This window comes from Kitasatospora sp. NPDC059812 (genome assembly GCF_042732075.1).
Lineage (GTDB): Bacteria > Actinomycetota > Actinomycetes > Streptomycetales > Streptomycetaceae > Kitasatospora.
The window spans coordinates 1,875-19,037 of sequence record NZ_JBHWIO010000119.1 but is presented as its reverse complement, the minus strand read 5'-3'; the positions used below and the strand labels follow the sequence as shown (position 1 = coordinate 19,037).

Annotated in this window: 15 protein-coding genes; 7 read left to right on the top strand and 8 right to left on the bottom strand. The window is 72.0% G+C overall.

Going from position 1 to position 17,163, the window contains the following annotated elements; all coding sequences use genetic code 11:
* Positions 1–139 precede the first annotated feature (139 nt).
* From ACFV6D_RS35790 to ACFV6D_RS35770, 5 genes are all read left to right on the top strand, one after another.
* Complete coding sequence (locus ACFV6D_RS35790) at positions 140–1,798, top strand: ABC transporter substrate-binding protein (RefSeq protein WP_380562929.1); 1,659 nt, start codon at positions 140–142, stop codon at positions 1,796–1,798.
* A 73-nt stretch (positions 1,799–1,871) separates the two neighbouring features.
* Complete coding sequence (locus tag ACFV6D_RS35785) at positions 1,872–2,831, top strand: ABC transporter permease (RefSeq protein WP_380562927.1); 960 nt, start codon at positions 1,872–1,874, stop codon at positions 2,829–2,831.
* Positions 2,828–3,682, top strand: a complete 855-nt coding sequence (locus tag ACFV6D_RS35780; protein ID WP_380562925.1) for an ABC transporter permease — start codon at positions 2,828–2,830, stop codon at positions 3,680–3,682. The genes ACFV6D_RS35785 and ACFV6D_RS35780 overlap by 4 nt, the downstream gene beginning before the upstream one ends.
* On the top strand, positions 3,679–4,653 hold the full coding sequence (locus tag ACFV6D_RS35775; protein ID WP_380562923.1) for an ABC transporter ATP-binding protein: 975 nt from the start codon (positions 3,679–3,681) through the stop codon (positions 4,651–4,653). Before ACFV6D_RS35780 ends, ACFV6D_RS35775 begins: the two co-directional genes overlap by 4 nt.
* Positions 4,654–4,747: 94 nt before the next feature.
* Positions 4,748–5,545: an ABC transporter ATP-binding protein gene (locus ACFV6D_RS35770; RefSeq protein WP_380562921.1), complete on the top strand. Its 798-nt coding sequence runs from the start codon at positions 4,748–4,750 to the stop codon at positions 5,543–5,545.
* 129 nt (positions 5,546–5,674) lie between these two features.
* Here the strand turns inward: ACFV6D_RS35770 and ACFV6D_RS35765 are convergent, their stop codons facing one another.
* Entirely contained in the window at positions 5,675–6,319 is a 645-nt protein-coding gene (locus ACFV6D_RS35765; RefSeq protein WP_380427859.1) for a TetR/AcrR family transcriptional regulator, read from the bottom strand.
* A gap of 133 nt (positions 6,320–6,452) precedes the next feature.
* On the opposite strand from ACFV6D_RS35765, the gene ACFV6D_RS35760 reads away from it, so the two are divergent.
* On the top strand, positions 6,453–7,643 hold the full coding sequence (locus ACFV6D_RS35760) for an agmatine/peptidylarginine deiminase (protein WP_380562919.1): 1,191 nt from the start codon (positions 6,453–6,455) through the stop codon (positions 7,641–7,643).
* 234 nt (positions 7,644–7,877) lie between these two features.
* On the opposite strand, the gene ACFV6D_RS35755 is transcribed toward ACFV6D_RS35760, so the two are convergent.
* From ACFV6D_RS35755 to ACFV6D_RS35725, 7 genes are all read right to left on the bottom strand, one after another.
* The gene (locus ACFV6D_RS35755) at positions 7,878–8,222 is read right to left on the bottom strand and encodes a tRNA-binding protein (RefSeq protein ID WP_063352396.1); all 345 of its coding nucleotides are present in this window, start codon (positions 8,220–8,222) and stop codon (positions 7,878–7,880) included.
* A complete protein-coding gene (locus tag ACFV6D_RS35750) occupies positions 8,222–9,124 on the bottom strand; it encodes a 2OG-Fe dioxygenase family protein (RefSeq protein ID WP_380562917.1) in 903 nt (300 codons plus the stop codon). Before ACFV6D_RS35750 ends, ACFV6D_RS35755 begins: the two co-directional genes overlap by 1 nt.
* A gap of 363 nt (positions 9,125–9,487) precedes the next feature.
* A complete protein-coding gene (locus ACFV6D_RS35745) occupies positions 9,488–10,651 on the bottom strand; it encodes an alpha-hydroxy-acid oxidizing protein (RefSeq protein ID WP_380427865.1) in 1,164 nt (387 codons plus the stop codon).
* Positions 10,652–11,015: 364 nt separating this feature from the next.
* Positions 11,016–14,171, bottom strand: coding sequence for a BTAD domain-containing putative transcriptional regulator (locus ACFV6D_RS35740; protein ID WP_380562915.1), 3,156 nt, complete (start codon positions 14,169–14,171; stop codon positions 11,016–11,018).
* A 9-nt stretch (positions 14,172–14,180) separates the two neighbouring features.
* Positions 14,181–15,128, bottom strand: a complete 948-nt coding sequence (locus ACFV6D_RS35735) for a DUF4184 family protein (protein ID WP_380562913.1) — start codon at positions 15,126–15,128, stop codon at positions 14,181–14,183.
* 388 nt (positions 15,129–15,516) lie between these two features.
* Positions 15,517–15,936 carry a RidA family protein gene (locus ACFV6D_RS35730; RefSeq protein WP_380427871.1) on the bottom strand — a complete coding sequence of 140 codons (420 nt, stop codon included), beginning with the start codon at positions 15,934–15,936 and terminating at the stop codon, positions 15,517–15,519.
* A 44-nt stretch (positions 15,937–15,980) separates the two neighbouring features.
* Positions 15,981–16,487: a cupin domain-containing protein gene (locus ACFV6D_RS35725; protein ID WP_380562911.1), complete on the bottom strand. Its 507-nt coding sequence runs from the start codon at positions 16,485–16,487 to the stop codon at positions 15,981–15,983.
* A gap of 85 nt (positions 16,488–16,572) precedes the next feature.
* Here ACFV6D_RS35725 and ACFV6D_RS35720 point away from each other — a divergent pair, with 85 nt between their 5' ends.
* The gene (locus ACFV6D_RS35720) at positions 16,573–17,076 is read left to right on the top strand and encodes a MarR family winged helix-turn-helix transcriptional regulator (protein WP_063352401.1); all 504 of its coding nucleotides are present in this window, start codon (positions 16,573–16,575) and stop codon (positions 17,074–17,076) included.
* Positions 17,077–17,163: the final 87 nt, after the last annotated feature.

Genomic DNA, 17,163 nt, shown 5'->3' with positions numbered 1-17,163 from the left:
CTGGCCCCCCCCGCTGGCGCCGCCCCCCCCCACACCCCCCCCCCCCCCGCGGGGCCCCCCCCCCCCCCCCCCGGCGCCCGGGCCCCCCCCCTCCCCCCGCCCGCCGGACCCCCGTTGAGCCTGGAAGAAAGAACCCTCGATGCCACGAAGCCAGCGCCCGGAGCACAGATCCCCGCACCGCCGCTACGCCCTGCCGGCCGCCGCCCTGGCAGCCTTCGCCCTGGTCGCCGCCTGCGCCGGGCCGCCGAAGACCGGTGACGGAGGCAACGGCAACCAGGCGTACAAGCTGTCCGCCGACACCCCGGCCGCCAAGGGCCAGCTCGACTCGTTCAGTTGGGCCGTCTACGCCGAGCCGCCGACCCTCGACTACATCTCGGCGTTCGACTACCCGCAGAACACCATCCTGTCCAACGTGTGCGAGAGCCTGATGCGGTGGACCCCGCAGCTGACCCTGGCTCCCGGGCTCGCGGCGAAGACCACCAGCCCCGACCCCACCACCTGGGTCTACGACCTGCGGCCCGACGTGCACTTCCACGACGGCGGCGTGATGACCGCCGACGACGTGGTGTACAGCCTCGGCCGGCAGATGAACCCCGACAACGCGGCGGCCTGGGCCCAGCAGTTCCAGAACGTCAGCACCGTCACCAAGAGCGGCCCGCTCCAGGTCACCGTCAAACTCAAGCAGCCCGACTCGCAGTTCAACCAGTACATGGCCACGGCCGCGGGCGTCGTCGCCTCCAAGGCCGGCATCGAGGCGGCCGGCAAGGACTACGGCACCTCCGGCAGCCTGGACTGCACCGGCCCCTACCAGCTCGGCTCCTGGAACAAGGGCCAGTCCATCCAGCTGCGGCGCTTCGACGGCTACTGGGGCACCAAGGCCAAGTCCGCGAAGGTCGACTTCCGCTTCCTGACCGACCCCTCGGCGCGCGTCAACGCCATGATCAGCGGCGAGGCGGACGGCGGCTACCTGATCCCGACCGAGAGCTACGACCGCCTGAGCAAGAGCGGCGTGGGCACCCTCTACTTCGGCGAGGGCCTCAGCACGGTCAACGTCAACGTCACCAACATGAAGGGCGTGCTCGGCGACGTCCGCGTCCGCAAGGCGCTGTCGCTGGCCCTCGACCGCTCCGGCTTCGTGCGCACCGGGCTCGCCGGCGCAGGCAGCGCCACCGGCTCCCTCACCTCCCGCGCGGCCTGGGCCGCGGCGCCGCCGGACGTCAAGAAGGAGGCGTTCGAGGGGCTCACCCCGACCGCACCGGACATCGACCGGGCCAAGGCCCTGGTCAAGGAGGCCGGCGCCACCGGCAAGACCGTCACGGTCGCGACCAGCTCCATCGGCCAGGACGTCTCGCTGCTGGCCACCGCCGTCCAGTCGGCCGGCGCCAGGATCGGTCTCGACGTCCAGCTCAAGACGATCGCGCCCAACGCCTTCACCGCGCTGTTCACGGACGCGAAGGCGCGCGAGGGCATCGACCTGTTCCCGGAGACGTACTACGACTCCATCACCGACCCGCTGGACCTGCTGGCCAACTTCAAGACCGGCGCCTACCAGAACTTCGCCGGCTACAGCGACCAGGCCTACGACGACCTGGTCGACAAGGCGACCGCCGCCGCCGACCCGGCGGAGCGCTTCACCCTCGAAGCGCAGCTCCAGAGGACCGCGTCCGACCAGCTGCTGTGGATCCCGGTCGCCGAGTGGCCCACCGCCGTGTTCCTCAACAAGAGGATCACCGGCGCCCCGACCACCATCTCCTACATGTACTACCCGTGGGCGGCCGACGTGGGTTCGGCCCAGTGACGTCTCCCGGATCCACCGTGCGGCGGCCGGGCCTCCCGGCCGCCGCCCCGCCCCCGGACGTGAGGGCTTCCACGTGAGTTTCCTGCGCTTCACCGCACGACGGCTGGCCGAGATGGCGGCCACCCTCCTCGGCGCCTCCTTCGTGATCTTCGGCGCGATGTACCTGGCGCCGGGCAACCCGGCCAGCTTCCTGCTCTCGGGCCGCTCCGCCTCCCCCGAGGCACTCAAGGCGATCAACGACCAGTACCACCTGGACGAACCGTTCCTGCTGCAGTACCTGCGCTGGCTCGGCCAGATCGTCCACGGCGACTTCGGCCGCTCCATCACCTACCGCACCGACGTGTCGCGGCTGCTGGCCGACCGGCTGCCCGCCACCCTCCTGCTCGTCACCATGGCCCTGGTCCTGGTCGTCGCCATCGGCGTACTCCTCGGCTGGATCGGGGCCGTCCGCGGCGGCGCCGTGGACTCGACCATCCTGGTCGCCACCACCGTGGCCGTCGGCACCCCGTCCTTCGTCGCGGCCGTCCTGCTGCAGGGCCTGTTCGCGGTGAAGCTGGGCTGGTTCCCGACCGGCGGCACCGGCGACGGACTCGGCCAGATGCTCTGGCACCTCGCCCTGCCCGCCGTCGCCCTGGCGCTCTACCTGATCGGCATGCTCGCCCGGGTCACCCGCGCCGCGATGCAGGAGGTCCTCGGCCAGGAGCACGTCACCGTGGCCCGCAGCCGGGGCGTCGCCGAGCACGAGGTGATCCGCCGGCACGTGTTCCGCAACGCCCTGGGCACCGTCCTGACCACGGGAGGCCTGATCGTCTCCACCCTGCTGGTGTGCACCGTCCTGGTCGAGTCCGCGTTCAGCGTCGGCGGCATCGGCCAGCTCCTCGAACTGTCCACCACCACCAAGGACTTCCCCACCGTGCAGGCCATCTCCCTGCTCATGGTGGGGCTGTTCATGGCGGTCAACCTCGTCGTCGACCTGCTGCACCCGCTGGTCGACCCCAGGGTCACCCTCGCGCCGAAGAGGTCCGCCGCATGAGCACCACCGTCCTGCGCCGCCCCGGCCTCGCCCGCCTGCGCACCGCCCGAGCACCCCTGTACCACCTCTGCCTCGGCCTCGTCGCCGTGGTCGTCCTGGTCGCCGTGCTCGCCTCCTGGCTCGCCCCGTACGACCCGAACTCCGTCGACCTGGGCAACGCCCTCGCCGGCCCCTCCGGCGACCACCTGCTCGGCGTCGACGCCGCCGGCCGGGACACCCTGTCCCGGCTGATGCTCGGCGCCCGCACCTCGCTGCTCGGCCCGCTCGGGGTGGTCGCCTTCTCCACCCTGGCCGGCGTCGCCATCGGCGTCACCGCGGCCTGGCGGGGCGGCTGGCTCGACTCCGTCCTGTCCCGCTCCACCGAACTGGTCTTCGCCTTCCCCGGCATGCTGCTGGCGATCCTGATCGTCGCGGTCTACGGCGAGGGGCTGATCGCCCCGGTGATCGCCCTCGCCATCGCCTACCTGCCCTACGTCAGCCGCCTCAGCCGCTCACTCGTCCTCGCCGAACGCTCCCGCCCCTACGTCGAGGCCTACCGCGTCCAGGGCCATTCCGGGCTCCAGATCTGCCTGCGCCACATCATCCCCGGCATCGCCCCCGTCGTCCTCGCCCAGTCCACCATCAACTTCGGCTACGCCCTGATCGACCTCGCCGGCCTCTCCTTCCTCGGACTCGGCGTCCCGGCGCTCACCCCCGATTGGGGCCGCATGGTCTTCGACGGCCAGACCGCCATCCAGCACGGCTACCCCCTGTCGGCGATCCTGCCCTGCGTCGCCATCGTGCTGACCGTTGTCGCCTTCAACGTCGTCGGCGAACGCTGGGCCGACCAGGTCGCAAGGAGGGACCGTTGAACGTCCTCGACATCCAGGGCCTGCGGCTGCGCCTGCCCGGCACCGCCCGGCCCGTCCTCGACGGCGTCGACCTCACCGTCGACGCCCGCGAGACCGTCGCCCTCGTCGGCGAATCCGGCTCCGGCAAGAGCCTCACCTCCCGCAGCGTCCTCGGGCTGCTGCCGCGCGGCGCCACCACCGAGGGCGTCGTGCGCGTCAACGGCGACGACGTCCTCACCATGAGCCCGGAACAGCTGCGCCGCCTGCGCACCGACACCGCGGCCATGGTCTTCCAGGACCCGCGCGCCTCCATCAACCCGCTCCGGCGCATCGGCGACTTCCTCACCGAGACCAGCCGCCGGGGCCCCGGCGGGGCCGACGCCGCCGCCGGACGGGCCGCGGAGATGCTGGCCGCCGTCGGGCTCCCGGAGGCCACGCTCGGCAAATATCCGGGGCAGCTGTCCGGCGGCATGCTGCAACGCGTCATGATCGCGGGGGCGCTGATGGGCGACCCCGCCCTGATCCTCGCCGACGAGGCCACCACCGCGCTGGACGTCACCACCCAGGCCGAGGTCGTCGCCCTCCTCGGCGACCTGCGCGAACGCTTCGGCACCGCACTGGTCTTCGTCACCCACGACCTCGGACTCGCCGCCGCCATCAGCGACCGCGTCTACGTCATGTACGCGGGGCGGATCGCCGAAACCGGGCCGGCCGAGGCCCTGTTCGAGCGGCCGCGCCACCCCTACACGGCCGCGCTGCTCGCCTCCACCCCCCGCCTGGACTCCCCCCGGGGCAGGCTGGCCGCCATCGGCGGCAGGCCACCGAGCCTGCGCGAGGACCTGACGGGCTGCCCCTTCGCCGCCCGCTGCCCGCTCGCGACCGAGGTGTGCACCGAGCGGGCGCCGGCCCTGCTGCCGCTCGCCGACGAGCCGGCCCGGCGGGCCGCCTGCCACCACGGCGACCGCGTCGCGGAGGTGACCGCCGATGCCTAGGAGCACTGCCGACGGCCCCAGCACGCCCGGCCCTGCCACGACCGGACCCGCCACGACCAGCCCCGTCACGACGAGCCCCGGAGGAGAACCAGCGATGCCGAAGACCGTCCTGGAGGCCGTCGGCCTGCACCGCGCCTACGGGAGCGTCCAGGCGGTCGACAACGTCTCCTTCACCCTGGCCGAAGGCGGATCGCTGGGCATCGTCGGCGAGTCCGGGTCGGGCAAGACCACCACCGCCCGGATCGTCGTCGGGCTCGAACGGGCGGACACCGGACGGGTCCTGGTGCACGGCCGGGACCGCACCGAGCGCCGGCGCGGCCGGGCCCACCGGCTGGCCCGCGCCCGCGAGGTCCAGATGGTCTTCCAGGACCCGTACCTGTCCCTCGACCCCCGCACCAGCGTCGGCGCCGCGCTGCGCGAAACGCTCAGGCTGCACTTCCCCGACGCGGACCACCCCCGCCGGATCGCCGAACTCCTCGACCAGGTCGGCCTCGGCGAGCGCGAGGCCGAGGCCCTGCCCCGCCAGCTCTCCGGCGGCCAGCGCCAGCGCGTCGCCATCGCCCGCGCGCTGGCCGTCGAGCCCGCCGTCCTCGTCCTCGACGAGGCGGTGGCCGCCCTCGACGTCTCGGTGCAGGCGCAGATCCTCAACCTGCTCGCCGACATCCGCGAACAGACCGGCATCGGCTACCTGTTCATCACCCACGACCTGGGCGTCGTGCGGTGCGTCACGGACGAGGTGGTCGTGATGCGGCACGGCCGGATCGTCGAGTCCGGCCCCACCGCCGAGGTCCTCGCCCGCCCCCGGCACGCCTACACCCGGCTGCTGCTCGACTCCGTGCCCAGGCCGGGCTGGGACCCGCGGTCCATCGCGGACGCCCGCCGGGCCCTGTAGCCGGGCCTTCCGGACTATCGGACCCTCCGGACTGCCGGGGTCCCGCGGGGTCGGCGGACTCCACGGGGCCCCGGTGTCGTTCGGCCCGCGGGCGGACGACGGGCGGACGACGCCAGGGCGCAGGGCGTGCTACGCCGTCCCGGACGGTGCTCCGGCGAGCGCGCGCACCAGCGTCCCCAGCACCGTCGCCGCGTCCACGTTCGAGTCGAGGGACTGGATGGCCGCGAGGCCGTCCACCGCCGCCGCGACCGCCTCGCCCAGGGGTCGCGGGTCGATGCCGCCGCCCCGCTCGTCGGCGAGCACCTGGAAGAGCCGGACGAAGCACGACCGCCAGCGCAGGTACTCCTGCTCCAGACTCCCCCGGACGCGTTCGTCGTTGAGGGCGTGCCAGTGCAGGGCCGCGTGCAGGTGCGACAGGTCCGGGCTCTCGCCCCGGGTCAGCAGGCCGATCACGCGCTCGGTCCGCTCGGCGAAGTCGCCGGGGCCGTCCACCGCTTCCTCCAGCGGGGAGATCCACTCCGGCCGGATGTCCTCGATCACCGCGACGATCAGATCGGTGCGGTCGCGGAAGTGGTAGTGGCACATCCCGTGCGAAACGCCGGACAGCGCGGCGACGTTGCGCGTGGTGAAGCGCCCGGCGCTCTCGCCGGCCAGCAGGGTCCGGGCGGCGGAGACGAGCCGTGACCGGGTCTGCTCCCCCTTGGCCGACGAGCGCGTGCGCCCCTGCGGTACCACGGGGGCCGCCTGAACCTGTTCCTTCTCGCCTGTCGCCATGGCGCAACTCTAGCGATGCCCTCGCTCCAGGAATCTTCGTCCGATCCTGCGCAGATAATTGACCGAGCGCTTGGTTAGTTCTACCTTTCGAGTCAATCCCGTTGCCGAGACGGGCAGTTGACCGGAGGACCCGATGAACGATCACGTCCCGAGCAGGTCCGGCCTGGGCAGACCCGGCCTGGGCAGACGACAGTTCCTCACCGCGGCCGGCCTCACCGCAGCCGGCCTGGCCGTGACGTCAGCGGCAAGCTCCACCGCCGCCGCGGCCGGCCTCCGCAACTCCCGCGACTCCCGCAGCGAGGGCACCGCGCTGTCGGGTGCGTTCGCCGTCCCGATCGACGGCGCGCGGCACACCCGGACCTGGATGGCCTGGCCCGACAGCACCGCGATCTGGCGCAGCCAGCTCAGCGGCGTCCAGTCGAACATCGCGCTGATCGCCAAGACCATCGCCAAGTACGAGCCGGTCATCATGTGCGCCAACCCCGCGAGCGCCGCCAAGGCCCGCTCCCTGTGCGGCTCGTCGGTCACCGTGATCACCACGATCCCCGTCGACGACTGCTGGATGCGCGACACCGGCCCGGTCTTCCGCACCAACGGACCGGGAGCCCTCGACGCCGTCGGCCTCAACTTCAACGGCTGGGGAAACCGGCAGACCCACGCCAACGACGCGCTGGTCGCCCAGCGCATCGCCGCCTACGTCGGGGTGCCGTTCACGGCTGCCGATCTGATCGCCGAAGGCGGCGCCATCGAACAGGACGGCGCCGGCACCCTGATGGCCACCCGCAGCAGCATCGTCAACGACAACCGCAACCCCGGGATGAGCCAGGCGCAGATCGAGGCCGCGATGTGCCAGGCCTACGGCGCGTCCAAGGTCATCTGGTTCACCGGCATCAGGAACCAGGACATCACCGACGACCACGTCGACGCCACCTCGCGCTTCCTCGCACCCGGCGCCGGGCTGGTCCAGATGCCGCTGGCGACCGACAACGACGCGTGGGCGAACGACGCGCGCGAGCAGTACCAGATCCTGTCCGCCGCCACGACGGCCGCAGGCGGTCCGACCGCGGTGACCAAACTCCAGGGCCCGGACTACTACAAGATCCGCTCCACCAACCAGAACTTCGTCGCCTCCTACGCCAACTACTACGCGTGCAACGGCGCCGTGATCTCCGCCCAGTTCGGTGACAGCACGGCCGACGCCGCCGCCCGGGCGACCCTGGCCCGGCTCTTCCCCGGACGCACCGTCGAGCAGCTCAACATCGACTCCCTCGGCGCCGGCGGCGGCGGCATCCACTGCGTCACCCAGCAACAGCCCGCCGTCTGACACACGTCAGCAACACGTGCGTGGCATGCGCGGACGGAGTTTTGAACGATCGGTGCAGGACCCGGCCGACGGAGGTGCGCAGGAAGAGGTTCTTCACCCTCCACGAACGGGACCGAGCCAGCCGGTCGGGAGGCCCGGGGGAATCTCACCCCCGGGCTCCCGCAGAGTGACGTCAGGCCGATCCTCCGCAGCGTCCCCGGCCCGGTTGTCCGGCCGGTCACCTGCCGGTTCGGGTCAGAGCAGCCGCGCTCCCGGCTTGACCTCCCGGTCCGGGGCGATCAGGACCACGTCGCCGCCGCCCTCGCCCGGCACCCCGAGCACGAGGACCTCGGACATGAAGTCCGCGACCTGCCGGGGCGGGAGGTTCACCACGGCCATCACCAGGCGGCCTTCGAGGTCATCGAGCGCGTACAGATCGGTGATCTGGGCGCTGGACTTCCGAACGCCCAGATCACCGAAGTCGATCCACAGCTTGTACGCGGGTCGGCGGGCGCGCGGGAACGCCTCGGCGCGGACGATCCGGCCCGCACGGATGTCGACGTTCAGGAAGTCGGTGATCGTGATCTCGTCCGCCGCCATCAGACCGCCACCGAGGGAAGCAGTTCGACCGACATCGGCAGGGCGGAATGGCAGGCGAGGGAGTCGTGCGTGTGGGAGATGTGACCCTCCATGGCGGGCTTCCGCGTGAAGAAGATCAGCATGTCCCTGGTGGAGGTCTGCTGCGGGTCGGCGGCGACCACCGGGGAGAGGCTGTGCTTCCGCTCGTGGTCGACGACCAGCATGGTGTCGAGGAAGTGGCGGTGCTGGTACTGGCCCACGACGAGCTCCGGGTCGACCTCGTCCCAGCGGACCGCGTTGATCTGCCGCATGTCGTGGAGGAAGGTGATCGCGCTGTCGGCGGTCATGTTCTCACTGCCGAGCAGGGTGGTCATGGTGTGGTCCACGCCGTCGCTGTGCACCCCTTCGAGGGCGGGCTCGCCGACGAGTTCGGGCGTGGTGACGGTCCGCAGGTTGAACAGGGTGCACACCCAGCCGGGGTAGTCGTAGTCCAGCTTCGGGCGGTGCGCGATCTCCACGTCCTGGACCATGAACGCCTTGAACAGGAGCAGCCCCTGGAAGGCCCGGTTCAGCTGGAGGTCGTCACCGACCTCCGCGAACTCACGCTTCTTTCCGGAGTCATGCCGTACGAAGTCCTCGTCGGCCGACAGCGCGAACGGCTGGAACTCGCCCCGGTCGACCGTCCCGTTCTTCACGTCGAAGTGGAAGCGTCCGTTCTTCGACTGGCGGAAGGGGAGGGTCGGATCGTCCGGCAGGTCGTCACTCACCCGCTGGAGCTGGGCCAGGTCGGCGTCGGTGGCGCCGAGCCCCTTCAGCAAGTCGGCCATGCGCTCTCCAGGGACGAAGGCCGAACGCTGCTCGACGTACTCCTTCTTGATCCGGGTCAACTCGGCTATGACCTGGTCGAAGTCGTTGGTGTTCATAAGATGGATACTCCGTTTCGGTTCAGGGGACGACTCCCCGCGGGACCTCTCGTGTCATTGGCGACGTCCGCCCGGGGTGGAACCGATCGCCTCCGACGAGAAAAACCTATGGGCCGCTGATCAATGATCAGTCAACGATTGATCTACGTGCGCGACATGGCTGATTCAAGGTCTTGACTGTTCCACGAACCCGTAGATCACAGTCAAGTGACGGTCAGTCATCCATATGACTTCCTGATGGTCAAGGCCGACCGCAGGGATCCGGCCAGGACCGCTTTCACCCCAACCGGGTTCAAGTAGTTCGGGGAAGTACGGACCGCATCGCCACCGAATACGTGTCGTGAATTTCGGGCGCCGGCCGCCTCAGAGGCGTACCAGCGCCTCGCGGGTCAGATCGGCCAGGGTCGGGTAGCCGTCGACCGCCATGAGCAGGTCGGCCTCCGCCAGCAGCGAGCGCAGCACGTGCACGATGCCGTCCTCGCCGCCGAGCGCCAGCCCGTACGCGTACGGGCGGCCGACGCCGACCGCGGTGGCGCCGAGGGCGAGCGCCTTGACCACGTCGGCGCCGCTGCGCACCCCGGAGTCGAAGAGCACCGGCAGACTGCCCGCCGCCTCGACCACGGCGGGCAGCGCGTCCAGGGCGGGCAGGCCTCCGTTGGCCTGGCGGCCACCGTGGTTGGAGCAGTAGAGGCCGTCGACGCCGCCGTCCCGGGCCCGGCGGACGTCCTCGGGGTGACAGACGCCCTTGAGGATGATCGGCAGGTCGGTGAGCGAGCGCAGCCACGGCAGGTCGTCCCAGGTCAGCGGGTTGCCGAAGATACCGGCCCACTCCAGGATCGCCGCACCCGGATCCTCCTCGGGGGCCTTGGCCAGGCGGGCCCGGAAGACCGGGTCGGTGAAGTAGTTCGCCAGGCAGTGGCCGCGCAGCTGGGGGAAGTTGGACGTCGCGAGGTCGCGCGGACGCCAGCCGGTGATCCAGGTGTCCAGGGTGACCACGATGCCCTGGAAGCCGGCCGCCTCCGCGCGGTGCACCAGGCTGGCGGCGAGGTCGCGGTCGGTCGGGGTGTAGAGCTGGAAGAAGCCGGGCGTGTCACCGAACTCGGCCGCGACCTGCTCCAGCGGGTCGACGGTGAGGGTGGAGGCCACCATCGGCACACCGGTGCGGGCGGCGGCCCTGGCCGCGGCGAGGTCTCCGTGGCCGTCCTGGGCGCAGAGGCCGATCACACCGACCGGCGCCAGGAACAGCGGCGAGGGCAGGGTGTGGCCGAACAGGTCGACGGTCAGGTCGCGACGGGCGGCGCCGACCATCATCCTGGGGTAGAGGCCCCACCGCTCGAAGGCCCGGACGTTGGCGCGCTGGGTGTGCTCGTCCCCCGCGCCGCCGGCCACGTACGACCAGATCGACGGGGGGAGGGCGGCCTGCGCCCCGGCCTCCAGCCCGGCGTACGTCATCGGCAGGGCGGGCAGCACCCCGCGCAGGCCGTCGAAGTAGATCTCGTTCTGGTAGTCACCGAACTGCTGGGCCATGGTTCCCAACCTCCTGCTGGTGTGGCGCGGTGTGGTGTCCGTGTGCGTGTGCGTGTGCGGGAGTGACGGAAGTGACAGGAGTGACGGTTGCGTTGATCTGATGTCTACCGACCCCTGCGAGCGTTCGGACGTCTTGCCATAGGTACGTAGGGAGCGTCAACGTGTTTCGAACGATTGTTGTCCGTACGGCTGTTGCCGGTGCGGCCGTGCTGGCGCCGGTGGTGGGCGCTGTTGCCGTGGGCGCGGGGGCCCCCGTGCGGCAGGGCTCGCCGACCGAGCCGTCGGCACAGGCCTGCGGCGGGTCGGCCGACGTGCACTGCCTCTCGGGGCACATCACGTGGAACGGGACCGGTCTCGTCATCCGCTACCGGGGGTGAGGAGTCCGGTCGGCGGTCGCCAGGGCGGCCAGCATCGACGTCACGTCGGCGGCCTCCGGGGCGCTGAGGCGGCTGAGCAGTAGACGCGCCTTCGCCTCCTGATGCCGGGCGGCGTGGTGGTCGCCCCGGGCGGTCATCGCGTGGGCCAACACCAGGTGGGCGAGGGCGCGTTCGCGCTGTCGCCCACCTTCTTCTGCGAGGTCCAGTGCCCGCTCCGCCTGCTGCACGGCCTCGTCGAGCCGTCCGAGCAGGCGCAGGACGTCGGCCAGGCGGCTTCGGGCGGCCGACTCCCGGTTGAGATCGCCGGTGACGCCCGCGCAGCAGATACACGACTGCAACTGCGCCGCGGCGTCGTCGAGTCGGCCCAGCTCCTGGTAGGCGAGGCCGAGGACGTAGTGCACGTACGCGGTCATCGCGACGTCGGCGGTCCCCCCGGGCTCGGCGAGGATCCGCTGACAGGTCTGCACCGCCGTGGCCGCGTGACCGGTGCGGATGCGGGACAGGGCCGCGTTCGCGGTGCTCGCCACCTCGCCGGACCGGTGGCCGAGCTGCCGGGCGAGCACCACCGCCTCGTCGAAGGCGGCGATCGCCTCCTCGTGCCGGCCCTCGGCCTGGGCGATGAGGCCCAGGTCGTTGAGGGCTTGCCGGAGAACGGCCGGGTCCTCCGCCTCCCGGCAGGCTTCGGCGGCCTGCCGGGCCTGTGCGCCGGCCTCGCCGAGCCGGGCCCGGGCCAGCAGGACCGTGCCGAGGAGGAACCGCGACCGGCCCTCCGCGCAACGGTCGCCGGCCGCGACGGCGGCGGCGATCAGCGTGCGCGTGGCGTCTTCCGCCCGGCCGCCCACGGCGCCGAGGCCGAGCGGGCTGAGGGCGATCAACAGGTTGACGGCCGCCCGCAGGTCGGTCATCGCCGAGGGCCGACCGTCGGCGATGACGCGCAGGGTGTCCGTCGCGACGGCGGCCGCGAGCGCCACGGCGCCGGGTGTCTCGGTCCGGGCCCACCGGCGGGCGTCCGCCAGATCCGCGAAGACCGGGGAGACCTGGAAGACCGGGGAGACCTGAGCGCGCAAGGAAGCCGGGGCGGCCGGGGCGGCCAGGGGGCGGTCAGGACGGGCGGCCGGCTGCTGGAGCGGCTCGCCGAAGACGTCGGCGACCGGGTCGCCGGGTACGGCGAGGGTGAAGGCCGTACGGGCGCAGCCGAGCAGATGGGTCAGCAGCCGCTGCTGGGCGCCGGCCCGTTCGTGGTCGCCGGTCCGCAGCGACGCCCGGCGGGCGAAGGCGCGCACCAGGTCGTGGTAGCGGTAGCGCCCGGCGCCCATCGACTCCAGCAGCGCCTGGTCCACCAGCGACTCCGCGAGCCGCTCCGCCTGGTACTCCGCCAGGCCCAGGACTGCGGCTGCCGATGCCAGACCGAGGTCGGGCTCCGCCCAGGAGAGCATCCGGAACGCCGTGGCCAGGGGTGGTGGGAGCAGCCGGTAGCTGAGCTCGAAGACCTGCTCGATCGCCAGGTCGCCCGTGCGGAGGGCGTCGATGCCCTCGCGGTCGTCGGCCAGGCTCCGGACGAGCTCGGCGATCGGCTGGTCCGGGGTGGCGGCGAGCCGGGCCGCGGCGATCCGTACGGCCAGCGGGAGCCGGCCGCAGGCATCGACCAGCATCCTGGCCTGGGGGCCCTGTTCGGACCGGCGTGCCGCGCCGATGACCGAGTCGAGCAGGCCGATCGCCTCGGGCTCGCTGAACACGTCCAGCGCGACGTTCAGAACCGACGGCACACTGGTGAGCACCGCGCGGCTGGTGACGATGACCGCGCAGTCCGACGAGCCGGGCAGCAACGGCTGGATCTGGGCCTCGTCGCGTGCGTTGTCCAGGAGGATGAGCAGCCGTCGTCCCGCGCTGGCGGTCCGGAACAGCGCCGCCCTGCTTTCGAGGTCCTTGGGCACAACTGCCGCCCGCACGCCCAGTGTTGTCAGGAAGTCCGCCAGGATGTCGGACGCGTTCGCGGGCACCAGGTCGGCGCCGCGCAGGTCCGCGTACAGCCGGCCGTCCGGGAAGTCCGGGCGCACGGTGTGGGCGGCTCGCACCGCGAGGGTCGTCTTCCCCACCCCGGCCATCCCGGTCACGGTCACCAGTCGCAGTGCGGGGCTGGTCCGTCCGGTCAGTGCTTGTCCGATTCCGGCAATGTGGTCTTGCCGCCCGATGAACTGCGACAGCACCGGGGGGAGTTGGTCCAGGGCCTCGCCGTCGGCCGCATCGCCTGCGCCTCGGTCAGTCGGCGTGGGCGGTAACGGTACGTCTGGGCGTAAGTCCGGACCGGGTGCACCGGTCCTCGATCGAATGGTGGCATCCACACCGAGATCGTGACACAACTCCGTGAGCACGGGCCCCGGTTCGATCCCCAGCTGCTCCACCAGCCGTAATCGAAGCGCGTCGTAGACCGCACGCGCCGCGGTCGTGCGGCCTTGCCGGTGCAGCGCGCGGATGAGCAGTTCCTGTAGGCGCTCGTGGAGCGGGTGGTCACCGGCCAGCTGCTCCAGTTCCGGCAGGTAGCCGGAGGGAGCGTCGAGTGCCGCGTCGAGAGCTACGTCAGGGGCTACGTCGAGGGCTAGGTCGAGGGCTACGTCGAGGGCGAGGCGCTCTTCCAGGAGGGTGAGGCGCAGCCTCGAAAGCCTTTCCCGCTCGCGGCACATGAGCGGCCCCGGCAGGCCGGCGAGCGGCTCCCCGCGCCACTGGGTCAGGGCTTCTCCCAGTGCGTTCCGGGCGTCCTGCGGCCGCTCGGCGGCGCACGTCCCGGCCAGCTCCTGCAAGCGCTTGACCTGCCACACATCCACGCGGTCCGGCTCGACGGCCAGACGGTAGCCGCCCGTTCGGGAGATCAGCACCCTGGGCGCCGTGCGCACGGGCTCCAGCAGATTCCGCAGCTGCCACACGTAGGTGCGCAAGGTGGTGTCGGGCGCACCGGGCGGCTGGTCTCCCCAGAGGTCGGCGATCAGCTCGTCGACCGTCACGACCGCGTTCGGGCGCAGCAGCAGGGCGGCCAGCACCGACCGCTGCTGCGGGCCGCCGAGGTGCAGGTCGGTGCCGGCGCGCCGGACCTGCAGCGTGCCGAGCAACGCGAAGCTCAGCGAATCCTGATCATGATCTGGACGCACGTGTTCCCCTCATCCGGTCGGCCGGGTACCGAACCGGCCATCGGCCTCTGCCTGGTGTTCCGATTGTCGGTGAACGGACCCGCGTTCTCCCTGCAGGCCCAGGCATACTGTGTCAACTCTGACCCTGCGGAGGCTGGTTGCCGTGAGGGCGCGCCGACTCCACCACATGAGGACGTACAGGGTCAGGCTGCCGATCAGGCCGGCGCCCGCGCCCTTCGCCGCGTCGGACAGCACCCCTTCGATCACGGCGCCCAGCGGGAGCCCTCCGGTCGCCGCCTCCGGGCCGGCGAGCCACCGCCAGGCGTGGGCGACGGCTCCGACGACCGTGACCAGGGCCATGGCGAGGAGGACGGGGCGCCGGAGCGCGCTGCCGGGCTTCGTGCGGCCCTCACCGGCGAGGAGGCGGGCCCGCCTAGGCCACACGTACACCGCGATGGCGGCCAGCCCGCCGATCGTGCTCGCGTGCTGCAACGCCCGCGCCCAGGTGAGGCTGCCCACCAGCGTGGAGTTGAGCCAGGGCGTACGGGTGACCACGAAGCCGTCGAAATGGGTGAAGGCGTCCCAGACCAGGTGCGTGGCGATGCCGATCAGGGCCGACAGCACGATCCACCCGGCTCTCCGCGCCAGCGCGTCGGCAGTGCGCAGCCGCCGCGACGAAGTGACGGGCGTCGGCACCGGCACCGGCAGCAGGGACGCCAGCGGGCGATGGCCGGCGCGGAGCAGCGCCCACAGGGCGAGGGCGTACGGCAGGGCGACGGTGACGGCGCCCGGGGCGCTGTGCGAGGTCGTGGCGTTGACGAAGGGTTCGTACCAGGACTGCGCGCTGACGGGCAGTCCCGTGGTGACGACGAAGTAGGGCAGGTCCGGTGCGACGGCTCCGGCGACCAGCGCGGCCCGGCTGAAGGGCCTCCGCAGCAACGGCAGTACGGCCGCGGGGTGGGCCAGGGTGAACGGCATGAGCATCCTCTCGCGCAGACCCCAATAGTCCGTCGAACGGAATGCTACGTCAAACGGACTAATGGCCTCTGGCGGACGCGCCGCGCCACCCCTTGCTGTCCGTACGGGCCGAAGCGCGCAGGTTCCGAGACTCCTGGACGAGATCGCACTCGAACCCGCGTGGGCTACCGCGGTTGGCTCGGCATCCGACCCTGCTCCGGATCCTCGACACGGCCGCCACCGACGAGGGCCCTTCCCGCGGGTGCTGTTCCTCAAGCCGCGGCCCCGACACCGTGGAACGACGGCTGTGCGCGGCGACCCGGGCCGTGCGAGCGGTCCGCGCCGGCTCGAACGGCGGCGGTACGGCGAGGGGTCCCACCGACCGGTGGGACCCCTGCGCGTGGGTGGGTCAGCCCGCTGCCCCCGCCGTCGGCCGGACGGCGACCGCATCGATCTCGAAGAGCATCCCCGGCAGGGCGAGCGAGGCGACCCCGCTGAGCGTCTGCGCGGGCAGCCGGTCGCCCCAGGCCCCGGCCAGGGCCTTGCCGAGGACGGCCAGCTTCTCCGGGTCGTGGTCGACGATGTACGAGCCGAGCCGGACCACGTGCTCGAAGCCGAGGCCGACCCCGGCGAGCGCGGTGCGCAGGTTGGCGAGGGCGAGTTCCGCCTGGGCGGCGAAGTCGCCGGGCACGACCTGACCGCCGGCGTCGGAGGCGTACTGGCCGCCGATGAACACCGGTTCGCCGGGCGCGGAGGCGGCGTGGCTGTAGCCGAACGGCGTCGGGTCGTGCAGGCCGGGCGGGTTGGTGATGGTGCGGGTGTCGGTCACGGGGTTCCTTCCCTGGTGTCGGGCCGAGCTCGGTGCCGGGCGGTCTACGGCTCGGACCGGGCGGCTTCCTCCCGGGCGTCGCGCCAACTCGGCGACTCCAGGAAGTGGTTGTCGAAGAGGTCCTGCTTGGCGAGCAGTTCCTCGACCGTCGCCTCGCCCGCGCGGATCCGCTCCAGCAGGCGGAAGTAGTCGAAGCGCTCCACCCCGGGGGTGATCACGATCAGCAGGTCCGCCCCGGAGTCCGGCGCCGCCGCGAAGGCATGCGGCAGATGGGGCGGCACCACCACGAGGTCGCCGCTCCGGGCGGTGACCACCTCGTTCCCGACCAGCACCTGGGCCGAGCCGTCGACGACGAAGAACAGCTCCGAGGAGCCCCCGTGGTAATGCGGGGTGGCGCCGTCCTTGCCGCGCCCCAGCGTGACGCGCAGGGTGCTCAGGGCGCCGCTGGTGGCGCTGGAGTCCGCCAGCAGCCGCCCCTTGCCGCCGAGCATTCCGACGGTCTCGGCTTCGTCGCCCCGCACCACCACGGCTTCCGGTCCGATCAACGTCATTGGCCTCTCCCTACAGTGAGCGCTCCAATAGTTCCATGACTGATAGTACTACGTCTAACTATCTCCCATCGAATAACATGCCCTTATGGATCACGTGGACGTCATGCTCGACCAGTGGAGCCGGGAGCGCCCGGACCTCGACCTGGCGGCGGTCGGCACCGTCGGCCGCCTCGGCCGCCTCGCGCTGCTCGCGGGCCGGGTCGTCGAAGAGGTGTTCAAGCAACACGGCCTCCAGCGCGGCGAGTTCGACGTTCTCGCCACCCTGCGCCGCTCCGGCGCGCCGTACGAACTGATGCCCTCCGAACTCGCCACGCTGCTGCTGATGTCGCGGGCCGGCATGACCAGCCGGATCGACCGGCTGGAATCGGCGGGCCTGGTGGAACGCCGCACCGACCCGGCGGACCGGCGCAGCGTCCGCATCGCCCTCACCCCGGCCGGACGCGCCCTCGTGGACGCCGCCTTCACCGACCACGCGGCCAACGAGACCGCGCTGCTCTCCGCCCTCTCGGGCGAGGAACGGGCCACCCTGGACGGGCTCCTGCGCAAACTGCTCACCGACGTCGAGGGCGCGCAGAGCCCGGCGCCCTGACGGCCCCGCCCGACGCCCCCGCCCGAGGTCCAGCCACCCGCGACCGCTCCGCAACGCCGTCGGCCGCCGTACGCGGGGAACGCGTAC